11 protein-coding genes are annotated in these 13,531 nt (G+C 60.6%); 3 read left to right on the plus strand and 8 right to left on the minus strand.

Features of this window, described 5'->3' with window-relative positions; genetic code table 11:
- Positions 1-7: 7 nt before the first annotated feature.
- Positions 8-1,798 (plus strand): ATP-binding protein, encoded by a 1,791-nt coding sequence (locus tag M1D68_RS25125; RefSeq protein WP_434649474.1) that lies wholly within the window; start codon positions 8-10, stop codon positions 1,796-1,798.
- 7 nt (positions 1,799-1,805) lie between these two features.
- Here the strand turns inward: M1D68_RS25125 and M1D68_RS25130 are convergent, their stop codons facing one another.
- The 7 genes from M1D68_RS25130 to M1D68_RS25160 form a co-directional block, all read right to left on the minus strand.
- Positions 1,806-3,419, minus strand: coding sequence for an EAL domain-containing protein (locus M1D68_RS25130; RefSeq protein ID WP_420766122.1), 1,614 nt, complete (start codon positions 3,417-3,419; stop codon positions 1,806-1,808).
- A 75-nt stretch (positions 3,420-3,494) separates the two neighbouring features.
- Positions 3,495-4,274, minus strand: a complete 780-nt coding sequence (locus M1D68_RS25135) for an N-acetylmuramoyl-L-alanine amidase (protein ID WP_434561450.1) — start codon at positions 4,272-4,274, stop codon at positions 3,495-3,497.
- A 90-nt stretch (positions 4,275-4,364) separates the two neighbouring features.
- Positions 4,365-6,398 (minus strand): diguanylate cyclase, encoded by a 2,034-nt coding sequence (locus M1D68_RS25140; protein WP_457968806.1) that lies wholly within the window; start codon positions 6,396-6,398, stop codon positions 4,365-4,367.
- Positions 6,395-7,273: an endonuclease/exonuclease/phosphatase family protein gene (locus M1D68_RS25145; protein ID WP_457968808.1), complete on the minus strand. Its 879-nt coding sequence runs from the start codon at positions 7,271-7,273 to the stop codon at positions 6,395-6,397. Before M1D68_RS25145 ends, M1D68_RS25140 begins: the two co-directional genes overlap by 4 nt.
- A 15-nt stretch (positions 7,274-7,288) precedes the next feature.
- Entirely contained in the window at positions 7,289-7,930 is a 642-nt protein-coding gene (locus M1D68_RS25150) for a thiol:disulfide interchange protein DsbA/DsbL (protein ID WP_420766020.1), read from the minus strand.
- A gap of 187 nt (positions 7,931-8,117) precedes the next feature.
- Positions 8,118-8,729: a c-type cytochrome gene (locus M1D68_RS25155; protein ID WP_420766021.1), complete on the minus strand. Its 612-nt coding sequence runs from the start codon at positions 8,727-8,729 to the stop codon at positions 8,118-8,120.
- Between the two features lie 45 nt (positions 8,730-8,774).
- On the minus strand, positions 8,775-9,065 hold the full coding sequence (locus M1D68_RS25160) for a c-type cytochrome (protein WP_420766022.1): 291 nt from the start codon (positions 9,063-9,065) through the stop codon (positions 8,775-8,777).
- A gap of 191 nt (positions 9,066-9,256) precedes the next feature.
- Between M1D68_RS25160 and yihA the strand changes: the two genes are divergently transcribed.
- On the plus strand, positions 9,257-9,898 hold the full coding sequence (yihA, locus tag M1D68_RS25165) for a ribosome biogenesis GTP-binding protein YihA/YsxC (RefSeq protein WP_420766023.1): 642 nt from the start codon (positions 9,257-9,259) through the stop codon (positions 9,896-9,898).
- A gap of 476 nt (positions 9,899-10,374) precedes the next feature.
- On the opposite strand, the gene polA is transcribed toward yihA, so the two are convergent.
- Positions 10,375-13,143 carry a DNA polymerase I gene (gene polA / locus M1D68_RS25170; protein WP_420766024.1) on the minus strand — a complete coding sequence of 923 codons (2,769 nt, stop codon included), beginning with the start codon at positions 13,141-13,143 and terminating at the stop codon, positions 10,375-10,377.
- A 74-nt stretch (positions 13,144-13,217) separates the two neighbouring features.
- Here polA and M1D68_RS25175 point away from each other — a divergent pair, with 74 nt between their 5' ends.
- Complete coding sequence (locus M1D68_RS25175) at positions 13,218-13,505, plus strand: DUF2782 domain-containing protein (protein ID WP_030138994.1); 288 nt, start codon at positions 13,218-13,220, stop codon at positions 13,503-13,505.
- Positions 13,506-13,531: the final 26 nt, after the last annotated feature.

The raw sequence follows: 13,531 nt of genomic DNA on the forward strand, positions 1-13,531 counted from the left end.
GCACCTTATGAAACTGGCGATGAAGCTGCGCACACGGTTGTTCCTCAGCATTTCGGCGCTGATCACAGTGGCGCTGCTAGGGCTGTTGCTGGGACTGGTCAGCGTAATGCAGATGGCCAACACCCAAGAACAATCCGTTCGCGACAACTTCGTGCTGCTGGACCTGGGCCTCAAGCTCCGTCAGACACTGGGCGACCAGTTGATGATCATGCTCGACGAAACCCCCAACCTGGCGGCGCTGGAAGCGTCCAAGCGCCAGTATTTCGAGTTGCTGGACGAAGGCATCGCTCAGGAACAGCGATCGGACGAACCCGCCAGCAGCTTCAGCCGCGCCAGAGCCGACTACATCAGCTTTCTCGCGGCTTTCGATGCTTCTCTCCAGCAACCCAAACATCTTGCCAACATTCAGGCGCTCACCGATAAGTTCAACGTATTGCGTGGAGGCTTGATCGAGGGCTATCGCCATGCGCTGAACAAAATCAGCGAAACCCAGGACCGCGCCCGCGAACGTGCTCTATTGATTTCAGGCCTGCTGGGGCTGGTGGGGCTGGCGGTGCTGATCATCGGCTTCGTGACGGCCCATGGCATCGCCCGGCGCTTTGGCGCGCCGATCGAGGCGTTGGTCGCGGCGGCTGACGATATAGGTCAAGGCAATTTCGAAGTGACGCTGCCAATCTCCTCGGCGGCGGAGCTGAACTTGCTGAGCCGGCGCTTCGGCATCATGGCCCAGGCGCTGCGCGAACATCAGGCGACCAATGTGGAGGAGCTACTCGCCGGCCAGCAACGCCTGCAAGCGGTACTCGACAGCATTGACGATGGCTTGTTGATGATTGACCGCCAAGGTCGGCTCGAGCATCTCAACCCCGTGGCGCAACGCCAATTGGGCTGGGACCAGGAGCGACTGGGACAAGGGCTCGGGGAAGCGCTTGGACGGGTCGAGCTGGACGACGAGTTGCAGCTGGTCCTGCGCGGCGGCACACAAGAGCGGGCGCCGGACGACCTGAGCATCGAAGTCGATGGCGAGTCGCGTGTGCTGACCTACAGCCTCACGCCGGTCATCCATACCCAAGGGCAGATTCTCGGCGCGGTGATGGTGCTGCATGACGTCACCGAGCAACGCGCCTTCGAACGGGTGCGCAGTGAATTCGTCCTGCGGGCCTCCCACGAATTGCGCACCCCCGTGACGGGCATGCACATGGCCTTCGGACTGCTGCAGGAGCGCATGCATTTTCCTCGAGAGTCCCGTGAAGCGGATCTACTCAATACCGTCAACGAAGAAATGCAGCGGTTGATGCAGCTCATCAATGACTTGCTCAACTTCTCTCGCTACCAGAACGGCTTGCAGAAACTCACCCTGGCGCCATGCTCCATCGAAGAACTGTTGGAAGCCGCCAGGATGCGCTTTGCCGCACAAGCGCAAGCGAAAGGTATCGAATTACTCGTCGAGATCCAGGGTCCGCTGCCGCGCCTGCATGCCGATGCGGCGCAACTGGACCGAGTGCTGGACAACCTCATCGATAACGCGATGCGCCACACCAACGATGACGGCCAGATCCGATTGCAAGCCCGACGCCACGGCGAGCGGGTAATCATCAGCGTCGAAGATAACGGCGAGGGGATTGCTTATGGCCAGCAAGGACGGATCTTCGAACCCTTCGTCCAGGTTGGGCGCAAAAAGGGCGGCGCCGGCCTCGGCCTGGCCCTGTGCAAGGAGATCGTCCAGCTTCACGGTGGACGCATGGGCGTGTACTCAAGGCCAGGGCAGGGCACCCAGTTCTACATGGCCCTGACGGTCTGAGGGCGCTTCACGCCTCGTCATCCATGCGTCGCCCGACCAGACGGCGACCGCGAGTGATCAACTCGATGAGCTGCACCGCGCTGAGCGCGTGGGCAAACAACCAACCCTGACCGAACTTCACGCCCTCGCTGCTCAAATAAGACGCCTGTGCCTCGTGCTCGATGCCTTCGGCGATAACCTTGAGCTCCAGCGCGTGGGCCATGCGGATGATGTGCGGGGCCACGCCACTGCTGGCGGCGTCGTGCCCCAGCGCGTCGATGAACGCCTTGTCGATCTTCAGGCAATCCACCGGCAGTGTCTGCAAGTAAGCCAGGCTGCAATAGCCGGTGCCGAAGTCATCGATCAATACCTGATGCCCTACGTCGCGCAACGATTGCAGGTTATCGCGAGCGACGAGCACGTCGACCAGGCCACGCTCGGTGACTTCGAAGGCAATCTGGTGCGCCGACACACGATGCATCGCCAGCAGCCGGGCGATCACATCGCCGATGCGCGGCACCATCACGTCGCAGGCTGCCAGGTTCACGGAAATGTAGAGGTGCGGATTGGCCCGCAACAGCTGGCCCAACTGGTCGAACAACCGCTGGAGGACAAAATCGGTGATCTGGCGGATCTGCCCGGTGTCCTCCGCCATCGGAATAAACAGATCCGGGCTGGTCAGGGTGCCGTCCGGCCGGCGCCAGCGCAGCAAGGCCTCGGCGCCTACGCAGTTGCGGCTGTGCAGATCGAAGATCGGTTGATAGAGCACCTGCAACTCGCCGCGTCGGATAGCACCGTGCAACTCGGCATCCATGGACTGACGCTGGCGCGCGAGTAAAAAGACTTGGAAACCAATGCCCAGCCCCAGCACCAGGCTGATAGGCAGCATCCACCAGGCGTTGGCCGGAATGCGTACGCCGTTACGGGGCGCAATCAGCACCAATTGGTATTCCGGGTTATCGGTCGGCATTCGGTAGATCAACCGATGCTTGGTGACTTGCAAAGCGTTTTTGCTTTTCGGTGGCCACGGCTCCGTCGGTGGCCAGCGCTGTTCGGTGCCTAGGACTGGAATGGCCCGCTCGCCAGCATCCAGGACGACGAGCAGGCTGCTGCCCGGCGGCAGGTCGACCACATCGGTCAGGTGGCCGCGAGACGTTGCCACTCGGAAATTTCCGCGCCCCAACATCAACGCAGCACGGTTCTCGTCGGGCTCCGTGGTGGTATTGAGCCAATAGCTGTAGGCGGGGCCCCGCAAGTCAGGCGCTCGTGCCAGCGACAAAGCGCTCTGGCGCGGACGACTGGAGCACATGCCAGAGCTGTCGATATAAGCCGCCTCGTAGACGAAGCGATAATTGAAACTCACCTGCTGCAAGGTGGCGATCATGTCGTCGTTACAGCCACGCAGCGGTTGTGCCTGCAGGTCATCGAGGCTTTCGCGCAGTTGGCCGAAAAGTTGTTCCAGGCGCTGCAGGAAACGCTCGCCTTGGGCATTCATCTGATCGCTTTCACGCTGTTGGATCTGTTGCATGACGACAAACAGGCTGCCCGCCAGCAACAACACGGTACTTAGGGCAGCCGCCGTCATCGCCAGGAAAATAGGGCGATGGAGCCAGCTCTGCAGGGTTTCGCGCGCAGCCGTCATCATCAGTAATCCGAAAGTTACCAATGAGTTATAGCTTCTGTTTTGGATTTGGTTCGATTAGTCAGACGAGCGTCATTATTTTGTCTGATTGAGCACCTGCAAAATCGCCGCGCTTTGCGCGTCTGGCGAGCCATCGAACCGGGCCGGCCGGTAGCGCATCTGGAAGGCGGCCAGTACCTGGTGGGTGGCGACATCCCATTCGCCGGTGCGAGGTGTCGGGTAGCCAAGGCGGGCCAGCTCGGCCTGGAACCAACTGGCGGCCGGCAACTGATCGCCATAGGCAGCCTGCTGGCGCGCGACCGCTCCCTCGTCCGGCCAGACGCCCAGGCCTGCCTGCGCGAGTCGCTTCCAGGGAAACAACGGACCGGGATCCAGCTTGCGGTTGGGGGCAATGTCGCTATGGCCAATGATATTGACCGGGTTGATCGCGTTACGCCGGGTGATGTCCTTGAGCAAGGCGATCAACGATTGCACCTGAGCTTCGCTGTAGGGGTACCAGAGGCGGCCGGTTGCCGTGTCGATATAGCCCGGATTGACGATCTCGATCCCAATGGAGCTGGAGTTGAGCCAGGTCCGGCCTTGCCACTCGCTTTCCCCGGCGTGCCAGGCGCGCCGGTTTTCGTCCACCAGCTTGTAGATGGTCGCGTCCTTATCGTCCCCTATCAGGTAGTGAGCGCTGACTTCGCCGTGGGTCAGCAGGGACAACGAACGTTCAAGCGAAGCCGAGGTGTAGTGCACCACGATGTATTGGGCACGGCTGTCGTGGTTGACCGATGGATGGCTGGTATCGAGCCGGGGGCCGCTCGCACAACCGGCCAGTAGGAGCAGCGAAGCAAGAAGCGGGATAAGTTTCATGGCAAAGAACATGCACGCAGGAAGATAATGCAACAGTGTAACGTATCACCTAGGGATGATCCGATGCCCTTAATAAAATGGAACAATTGCTCAGCCTAGCTCCACTCGGTTACGCCCGGCATTTTTTGCCCGATACAACGCCTCATCGGCTCGTTTGAGCACCAGCTCGCTGCGTTCCCCCGGCTTGAAGGCCGTCATGCCCATCGACACCGTGATTATCACTGGCTCGCCCTTGAAATGAAACGGACAGGCCTCGATGGCCGCGCGCAATACCTCGGCCAGTTTTGCGCCGGCCGCGAGAGGCGTGTCTGGCACCAGAAGGACGAACTCCTCGCCGCCAAAGCGGGCGATGAAGTCACTACCGCGGATACGCTTGCGCAGGACCGAGGCAATGAGCTTGAGTACACGGTCGCCGGCCAAGTGACCGTAGTTGTCATTGATCCGCTTGAAGTGATCGAGGTCGAGCATGGCGATCAACAGGCTATTGCCGTGCCGCTGCCACTGGTCGACTTCCCGTTCGAGACGCTCGCTCCAGGCTGCGCGGTTGGGCAGGCCGGTCAGCGGATCGATCAAGGCCTTTTGCCGCTGCTCCTCCAGGTTCTCGCGCACGATCAGAGCGTCCTGCTCCATCAACGCAACGCGCTCGGCCAGGCTTTTCAGGCGAATCGAAACGTCCTTCTCACGCTGGTCACGCTGCTTGCGATGTTCATCCATCGTACCCAGCAGCCCTTCCAAATGGTTTTCCAGCACTTGCTTGAGGCCTTCCAGGTCATCGGCTTGCTGCATGCTGCTCTGCAGGCCATCCACTTGCTCGCGGATCTGGGAGTCCATTTCCCTGGAGGCCGAAAGATTGTCGGCATGGTCATCGCTGGCGGCTTGCAGCGTGCTTTGGAATGACTCCAGACGATCGTTGAGTCGTTGCAGATAAGCTTCAAACTCGTGCTGGCCGCTGTCAGTGATCGCCAACATAAGCACCGCCAGATCGTCGAGGATCGGCAACAACTCATACCAGTTCAAACCGTTGCGCAAACGCTCTCGCATGGCTTCCGCCTGGGGCCGATGACGCTCGGGCAACGTCAGATCGCCAAGCAAGCCCAGCAGGGTGTCTTCGATATGCCTGGCGACCGAGCTGTAGGAGGGTTCCGGCGAGTCTGGCAGGGCGTAATGAGCCTCATCGGGATCGACCGAGGCGGGGAGCTCGACGGGCTCTTCGACAGCAAGGGGTATTTCCTCAAGCGGCTGCGTTGACGCCTCTGGCACCAGCTCGTCCGGGTTTTCCAGCACGGTACCGGGTTCGGCGTGCTCGGCGAGGACCGGGGATGGTTCGACGGCGGCCTGGGCTACCTGGGTGCTGGCTTCCGGCTCGGGCTGCGGTGCAGGCTCGTCTTGCGGTTCATCTGCCGGCTCCGTTACCGCGTCCGGCCCCGTTTCTGGCACGGTGGCTGCGTGGTCTTGCTCCGCTAATGGGGCGGGGGCAGGTGCGATGGATACCGTCTCGACTGCCGGTTGCGCAGGCGCCAGCGCCGCGGCATCCGTCTCAGGCGTCGGGCTGGACCGGGCCGGCTCGGACGGCTGGGGCTGGACGGACACCTCATCGTGACCGTGCCCACCGAACAGCCGTTGCAGCAGACCGGGCCGGCTCGGCTGATCCGGCGTTTCCAACGCGCTCAGCGCCTTGCCCTGCAAGCCGCTCAATTCGCTGAGCAACAAAGGGATTTCCCGCGCCTGGCCGACCCGGGCGTCCAATTGCTTGGAGAACTTCTTCAATGGCCGGCTGACTTCCTTAGGCAGCGGCAAGGATTGCAACTGGGCGACCAACGCGGTCAACGCGGCGCTCATTTGGTCCACACGCGTCTCGCGACGCTGTTCGGAATCGAGTACGGCTTTCTCCAGGCGCGGCAGCAAGGCGGCGAGGGCGGCGTCCATGTCGTCGGTGCGCACCACCTCGCGCATCTCTTTCATGCACTGGTCTACGGCCCGGTCGGTACCCTCGGCGGCCAAGGTGCTGCGCACCAGGCCTCGACGCAGCAAGTCGAGCCGAGCGTCCCAGCGGCGCTCAAGCTTTTCCTGTTGTTCGATGCTCTTGAGGTACTTCTCTCTCCAGCGTTCGGCGTCGTCGCTCATTCATCGGGTCCGCAAGGGGAAGGACTCAGCGCAGGGAATGCGTCGGCCGTGAGCGAACCCGGCAGACGTATCTCGACCGCGACCGGCAGGTGATCGGAAATGGGCTGGGCCAATACTTCGACGCGTTCGAGGGTCAAGGTCGGGCTCAGCAGGATATGGTCCAGGCAGCGCTGGGGGCGCCAGCTGGGAAACGTGGCTTTGAGCTGCGGGGCGAGCAGGCCAAGGTCGCGCAGAGGCGACGTCTGGAGCAAGTCATTGGCGTGGGTGTTCATGTCGCCCATCAGCACCTGGTGCTTGTAGCCGCCGATCAGTTCGCGAATGTAGGCCAACTGCATCGTTCGGGTGCGAGCCCCGAGAGCCAAGTGCATCATCACCACAATCAGCGCCTCCGGACCTTCGCCGAAGCGCGCCAGGATCGCTCCACGCCCCTTGGGGCCTGGTAGCGGATGGTCTTCGATCGCCCACGGTCGCAGGCGACTCAGCACGCCGTTGCTGTGCTGGCCGAGCCGGCCGAGGTTGCGATTGAGTTGTTGGTACCAGTAGGGGAACGCACCAAGATGGGCAAGGTGTTCGACTTGATTGATGTAGCCGGAGCGCAGGCTTCCGCCATCGGCTTCCTGCAAGGCAACCAGGTCGAAGTCTTTCAGCAGGTCGCCTATCTTTTGCAGGTTACCGGCGCGTCCCGTATGGGGTAGCAGATGTTGCCAGCCCCGGGTCAGGTAGTGCCGGTAGCGCTCGGTGCTGATGCCGACCTGGATATTAAAACTGAGCAACCGCAGGCGGCTGTCCGCCGGCAGGCCCGTGGAGGCGACATGGTGCTCGTTGACCCGCGGTTCGTGCAGGCCAACGATGCGCTCGGTACTCCAGCGGGCCATGGCCGTGGGCCGGGCTTAGTTGGCAGCAGCCTTGGTGGCCGCTCGCTCTTTGGCGATCAGCGTGTCCGCCAGTTGCAGCGCTTCGTTCGCGCCGCCAGCGGAGCCGATGTCAAAGCGGTATTTGCCATTGACGACCATGGTCGGTACGCCGGTGATTTCGTATTTCTTCGCCAGCTCACGGGCCTTCTTGATCTGTCCCTGAATAGCAAAGGAATCAAACGTGGCCAAGAACTTATCCTTGTCGACGCCCTGGGTCGCGAGGAACTCAGCCATGTCTTCTTTCTTGGTGAGCTTCTTGCCTTCTTTCTGGATCGCGTTGAACACCGCAGCGTGAACCTGATGCTCGACGCCCATGGCCTCGAGGGTCAGGAACATCTGGCCGTGAGCGTCCCATGGGCCGCCGAACATGGCGGGAATGCGCACGAAATTCACGTCCGAAGGCAGCTTTTCAGCCCATGGATTGATCACAGGCTCGAATGCGTAGCAATGCGGGCAGCCGTACCAGAACAGCTCCACGACCTCGACCTTGCCAGGCACTGCTACCGGCACGGGGTTGGCCAATTCGACATAAGGCGCGGCGGGTGCTTCAGCTGCTTGGGCAGTCACGCCGAACAGGCTGGCGGCGACGAGCGCGGCGCTGATGATCAGATTACGCATGCTTTACTCCTGGACAAATGAGGTGGCCTCGCGAGGCGTGTTTTTCAGACAGGGCCCGGCGGGTTCAGTTTCGCTAGTGTAACGGCAGCGGCCACAAAAAAGGGCGGCCAAAGCCACCCTTTTGATGTTTGCATCGATAGATTAATCGGGCGTTAACGTTGCAAGAGATGTCCCCCTTGCAACGGCCTCAGTGCAGGCCCTGGATGTAGCTGGAAACGGCCGCGATGTCTTCGTCGCTCAGCTTGCGAGCAATCGTACGCATGGTCATCGCGTCGCCATCGTTGGCGCGACCACCTTCTTCCTTGCGGAAATCGGTGAGTTGCTTGGTGATGTACTGGGCATGCTGGCCGCCCAGGTGTGGGAAACCGGCAGCGGCATTGCCCTTGCCGTCAGGGGAGTGGCACCCGGTGCAGGCTGGCAGGCCTTTTTCCAGGTTGCCACCGCGGAACAGCGCTTCGCCGCGAGCCACTAGTTTTGGATCGGCGGCGCCAACGCTGCCCTTCTGGCTGGCGAAATACGCCGCGAGGTCCGCCAGATCCTGATCGTTCAGGTTGTTCAGCAGGCCGGTCATTTCCAGGACGACACGCTTGCCATCCCTGATTTCCTTCAACTGCTTGGTCAGGTAGCGCTCACCCTGGCCCGCCAGTTTTGGAAAGTTGGGCGCCATGCTATTGCCATCCGGACCGTGGCAGGCCCCGCATACGGCCGCTTTCGCCTGACCGGCGGCGGCATCGCCAGCGGCGTGGGCTACGCCGGTTATCCCCAAGGTCAACAGCAGACTCACGATCAGTTTGTTCATCAGCTAATCCAACTACGGCTAAGGGTTAAGAGTTATGGACCGGGCTTACTCGCTCATCCACTGGATGATGGCTTGGTAATCCTCGGCACTGCAGTCCATGCACAAACCACGCGGCGGCATCGCCTTGAAACCCTGGGTCACGTGTTGCACCAGCGTCCCCATACCTTTCGCCAACCTCGGCGTCCAAGCTTCCTGGTCACCCTTGCGAGGCGCCATGGGTAGTTGGCCGGAATGACAGGCACCACAAACACGGTTGTACACAGCTTCCGGATCCTGTGTAGCCTGAGCGCTGTAAAGCGGCATCAAGACACCGGCAGCTAGCAGCCATTTCGTCATAAAACGACCTTTTCAGGGTTGGGAACGAGCTGCGTTCTGATGCGCAATTCAGTTCTATCGCTCCCGTGAGCTTCATCCTACGCTGGGACAAAGCGCACACAAAATCTGCGGCATTATATACTGGCGTCACTGAAACGGAAACGACACAGCTTGCCGCGTCCATTCCCGACGCCGCCCACATCGGAAATCCCATGCAACTGAAGAACCCCATCCTTGGCCTGTGCCAACAGTCCACCTTCATGCTCAGCGCTGCCAAAGTCGATCAATGCCCTGACGACGAAGGTTTCGAAGTGGCTTTCGCCGGACGTTCCAACGCTGGCAAGTCCAGCGCGCTGAACACCCTGACCCATGCAAGCCTGGCGCGCACCTCGAAAACCCCGGGTCGCACACAGCTCTTGAACTTCTTCAAGCTAGACGATGAACGCCGTTTGGTCGACCTGCCGGGCTACGGTTATGCCAAGGTGCCAATCCCGCTCAAACAGCACTGGCAACGACACCTGGAAGCTTACCTGGGTAGCCGCGAGAGTTTGAAAGGCCTGATTCTGATGATGGATATCCGCCATCCGATGACCGACTTCGACCTGCTGATGCTCGACTGGGCCGTTGCCAGCGGCATGCCGATGCACATCTTGCTGACCAAGGCCGACAAGCTCACTTACGGCGCGGCAAAGAACACCCTGCTCAAAGTGCAATCGGAGATCCGTAAGGGTTGGGGCGACACGATTACTATCCAGTTGTTCTCTGCCCCCAAGCGCATGGGGCTGGAAGAGGCCTACACGGTATTGGCCGATTGGATGGAGCTGGCGGACAAGGGCGGCGAGGCGGCTGAATAGCCAAATCGCAGGCAAAAAAAAACCCCGGACTTCGTATGGGGAGGGGGAAGTTCGGGGTCCAAGTTCCGGACCGCTAGGGCGGGGTCCAGATATCTGCCAACACTTAACACAACATAGGAGCATTGAAGGGCTTCACCAGCCATTCAGAATCTCTGAGTGGTAATTCACAACTTTAGTTCAGATTATTTTGGAAATAACTGTAGGAAATTTCAGAGCTAACGAGGCCACGCCTGGGTTTGCGGTGATTCAATGCGGTATCGATTGCCTGGGCTGTCGCTATCGCGAGCTTGCTCGCGATGGCCATATCCCTATCCTGACACCAATCCCCTGTGGCGAGGGAGCTTGCTCCCGCTGGCCTGCGCCGCAGGCCCCTGCATTTTTCCAGTAGACCGCATCGCCCGGTTTACGACTGCTGCGCAGCCGAGCGGGAGCAAGCTCCCTCGCCACAAGAGCTCGGAGGTTTCAGCACGGAAGAATCAGTGTGCCTCGTCCCAGTTATTGCCCACGCCCACCTCCACCAGCAGCGGGACGTCCAGCGAGGCCGCGGCGCTCATGTGCTGGCGGATTTCCACACTCACCTGGTCGACCAGGTCTTCACGCACTTCCAGCACCAGTTCGTCGTGGACCTGCAGGATGACTTTCGCATCCAGCCCTGACGCGCTCAGCCAGCCATCCACGGCAACCATGGCTTTCTTGATGATGTCGGCCGCCGTGCCTTGCATCGGCGCGTTGATGGCGGTGCGCTCGGCGCCTTTGCGCAGGGCCGGGTTTTTCGCGTTGATGTCCGGCAGGTATAACCGGCGACCGAAAATGGTTTCGACGAAACCTTGTTCGGCGGCCTGTGCGCGGGTGCGCTCCATGTACTCCAGCACACCGGGATACCGGGTGAAGTAGCGATCGATGTAAGCCTGGGACTGCTTGCGATCGACACCGATCTGCTTGGCCAGGCCGAAGGCGCTCATGCCGTAGATCAAACCGAAATTGATTGCCTTGGCGCTGCGTCGTTGATCATGGGTCACCGCCTCCAGCTCTACGCCGAACACTTCGGCAGCAGTGGCGCGGTGCACGTCCAGGTCGTTGCGAAAGGCATGGAGCAATCCTTCATCCTTAGCCAGGTGCGCCATGATCCGCAGCTCGATCTGCGAGTAGTCCGCCGCCAACAGCTTGTAGCCTTTGGGCGCGACGAATGCCTGACGAATCCGACGGCCTTCCGCGGTGCGGATAGGAATGTTCTGCAGGTTCGGGTCTATGGATGACAAACGCCCGGTCGCGGCGACGGCTTGCTGGTAGTTGGTATGGACGCGTCCGGTGCGGCTGTTGATCTGCTCCGGCAGGCGATCGGTGTAGGTGCTCTTGAGCTTGCTCAACGAGCGGTACTGCATCAGCACCTTGGGCAGCGGGTAATCCTGCTCCGCCAGCTCGGCAAGCACTGCTTCGGCGGTCGATGCCTGGCCCTTGGCGGTTTTGCTGAGCACCGGCAAGCCGAGCTTTTCGTACAGGATCACGCCCAATTGCTTGGGCGAGCCCAGGTTGAATTCCTCACCGGCAATGGCAAACGCCTCACGCTCCAGCGCCACCAGTTTGTCACCCAGCTCGACACTCTGTACGCCGAGCAGGTTGGCATCCACCAGCGCCCCTTGGCGCTCGATGCGCGCCAGGACCGGCATCAACGGCATTTCGATCTCGTTGAGCACCTTGCCCAGGCTTGGCGTGACGGCCAGTTTTTCTTGCAAGGCCTGGTGCAGGCGGAAGGTCACGTCGGCGTCTTCGGCCGCGTACGGGCCCGCCAGCTCAAGTGAAATCTGGTCGAAGCTCAGCTGTTTGACGCCTTTGCCGGCGATGTCCTGGATATCGGTCTTGCTCTGCCCCAAATATTTCAGCGCCAGGCTGTCCATGTCGTGACGGGTCGCCGTGGAATCCAGTACGTAGGACTCCAGCATGGTGTCGAAGACGATGCCCTGCACCAGGATGCCGTTGTTTTGGTCGCCATCGATGGCGCAATTAGCCAGGATGTTGGTTTCGAACTTGGCATGCTGACCGACTTTGAGCTTGTGCGGATTTTCCAGCAAAGGCTTGAGCGCCTTGAGCACTGTGTCGCGATCCAATTGCTCCGGCACGCCCATGTAGGAATGGGTCAGCGGGATGTAGGCCGCCTCGAAAGGGGCCACGGAGAACGACAACCCCACCAGTTGAGAATGCTGCGCATCCCCACCATTGGTTTGTGTCACCAGGGAAAACAGCGGCGCCTGCTCCAGCTTCGCCAGCCACGCATCGAAGCTGGCCTGATCAAGGATGACCTCGTACTTCTTCTCGATACCCGCCGCCGGCTCTTCGGTGACTTCCACGATATCCTGGCCGGCACGCTTGGCGTCGCGCTGGTTCTCTTCGAACCAGCTCTTGAATTCCAGCAGCGTATACAACTCGGCGAGCTTTTCGTGATCCGGCGAGCCCATCTGCAGGTCGTCAAGGCCGATATCCAGGGGCACGTCTGTCTTGATGGTCGCCAGTTCGTAGGAAAGAAACGCCATTTCCTTGTGTTCTTCCAACTTGGCAGCCAACGTCTTGGCGCCGCGAATCGGCAGCGTGGCAACGATGTCCAGTTGCGCATACAGCTCGGTCAGGCCGCCGTTGACGCCTACCAACAGGCCGGACGCGGTCTTCGGCCCGATACCCGGAACGCCCGGGATGTTGTCGGAAGAATCGCCCATCAACGCCAGGTAATCGATGATCTGCTCTGGAGCGACGCCAAACTTCTCCTTCACGCCAGCCACGTCCAGCGCACTACCGGTCATCGTATTGACCAAGGTAATGTGCCCATCGACCAGTTGCGCCATGTCCTTGTCGCCAGTGGAGATCACCACAGGCCGGTCGGCGGCGGCACTGCTACGGGCCAGGGTGCCGATCACGTCGTCGGCTTCGACGTTGTCCACGCACAGCAGTGGGAAACCCAGGGCCTTGACGCTGGCGTGCAGCGGTTCGATCTGTACGCGCATGTCGTCGGGCATGCTTGGGCGGTTGGCTTTATATTCAGCGTACAGGGCATCGCGAAATGTCCCGCCCTTTGCGTCGAATACCACCGCGAATGGGCTGTCCGGATACTGCTTGCGCAGGCTCTTGAGCATGTTCAGCACGCCCTTGACCGCACCGGTCGGCAGGCCTTTGGAGGTGGTCAGCGGTGGCAGCGCGTGAAAGGCGCGGTACAGATAAGAAGAACCGTCCACCAGGACGAGGGGGGCTTGGCTCATGAGCAGGATCAACCTTTTCGGCGGGTCCGGGGCTAGAATAGCGGGACCGTTGACGACAAAGGGACAAGGTTATCATGCGTACACTAAATCGCCTGTTACTCGCTGGTTTGTTTGCATTCACCCCGATAGCCGTCATGGCGGCGGATGACGCACCCTCGGCGGACCCGGATGTCACCATCCGCACCGAAGGCGATAAAACCATCCAGGAATATCGGCAAAACGGCTTTTTGTACGCGATCAAGGTCACGCCCAAGAACGGCAAGCCTTATTTCCTGGTTCGCGCCGACGGCACCGATGCAAATTTCATCCGCTCGGACCAGCCGGATATGCTGATCCCTTCGTGGAAAATCTTTGAGTGGTAATGCCGCTCTCGACTTCAACCGGCGCT

Source organism: Pseudomonas sp. R4-84, assembly GCF_054130985.1.

What these genes read in the sequence shown, in the direction of transcription:
- M1D68_RS25125 (WP_434649474.1), top strand. Translation starts at nt 8, where the DNA reads ATGAAACTGGCGATGAAGCTGCGCACACGGTTGTTCCTCAGCATTTCG.
- M1D68_RS25130 (WP_420766122.1), bottom strand. Translation starts at nt 3,419, where the DNA reads ATGACGGCTGCGCGCGAAACCCTGCAGAGCTGGCTCCATCGCCCTATT.
- M1D68_RS25135 (WP_434561450.1), bottom strand. Translation starts at nt 4,274, where the DNA reads ATGAAACTTATCCCGCTTCTTGCTTCGCTGCTCCTACTGGCCGGTTGT.
- M1D68_RS25140 (WP_457968806.1), bottom strand. Translation starts at nt 6,398, where the DNA reads ATGAGCGACGACGCCGAACGCTGGAGAGAGAAGTACCTCAAGAGCATC.
- M1D68_RS25145 (WP_457968808.1), bottom strand. Translation starts at nt 7,273, where the DNA reads ATGGCCCGCTGGAGTACCGAGCGCATCGTTGGCCTGCACGAACCGCGG.
- M1D68_RS25150 (WP_420766020.1), bottom strand. Translation starts at nt 7,930, where the DNA reads ATGCGTAATCTGATCATCAGCGCCGCGCTCGTCGCCGCCAGCCTGTTC.
- M1D68_RS25155 (WP_420766021.1), bottom strand. Translation starts at nt 8,729, where the DNA reads ATGAACAAACTGATCGTGAGTCTGCTGTTGACCTTGGGGATAACCGGC.
- M1D68_RS25160 (WP_420766022.1), bottom strand. Translation starts at nt 9,065, where the DNA reads ATGACGAAATGGCTGCTAGCTGCCGGTGTCTTGATGCCGCTTTACAGC.
- yihA (WP_420766023.1), top strand. Translation starts at nt 9,257, where the DNA reads ATGCAACTGAAGAACCCCATCCTTGGCCTGTGCCAACAGTCCACCTTC.
- polA (WP_420766024.1), bottom strand. Translation starts at nt 13,143, where the DNA reads ATGAGCCAAGCCCCCCTCGTCCTGGTGGACGGTTCTTCTTATCTGTAC.
- M1D68_RS25175 (WP_030138994.1), top strand. Translation starts at nt 13,218, where the DNA reads ATGCGTACACTAAATCGCCTGTTACTCGCTGGTTTGTTTGCATTCACC.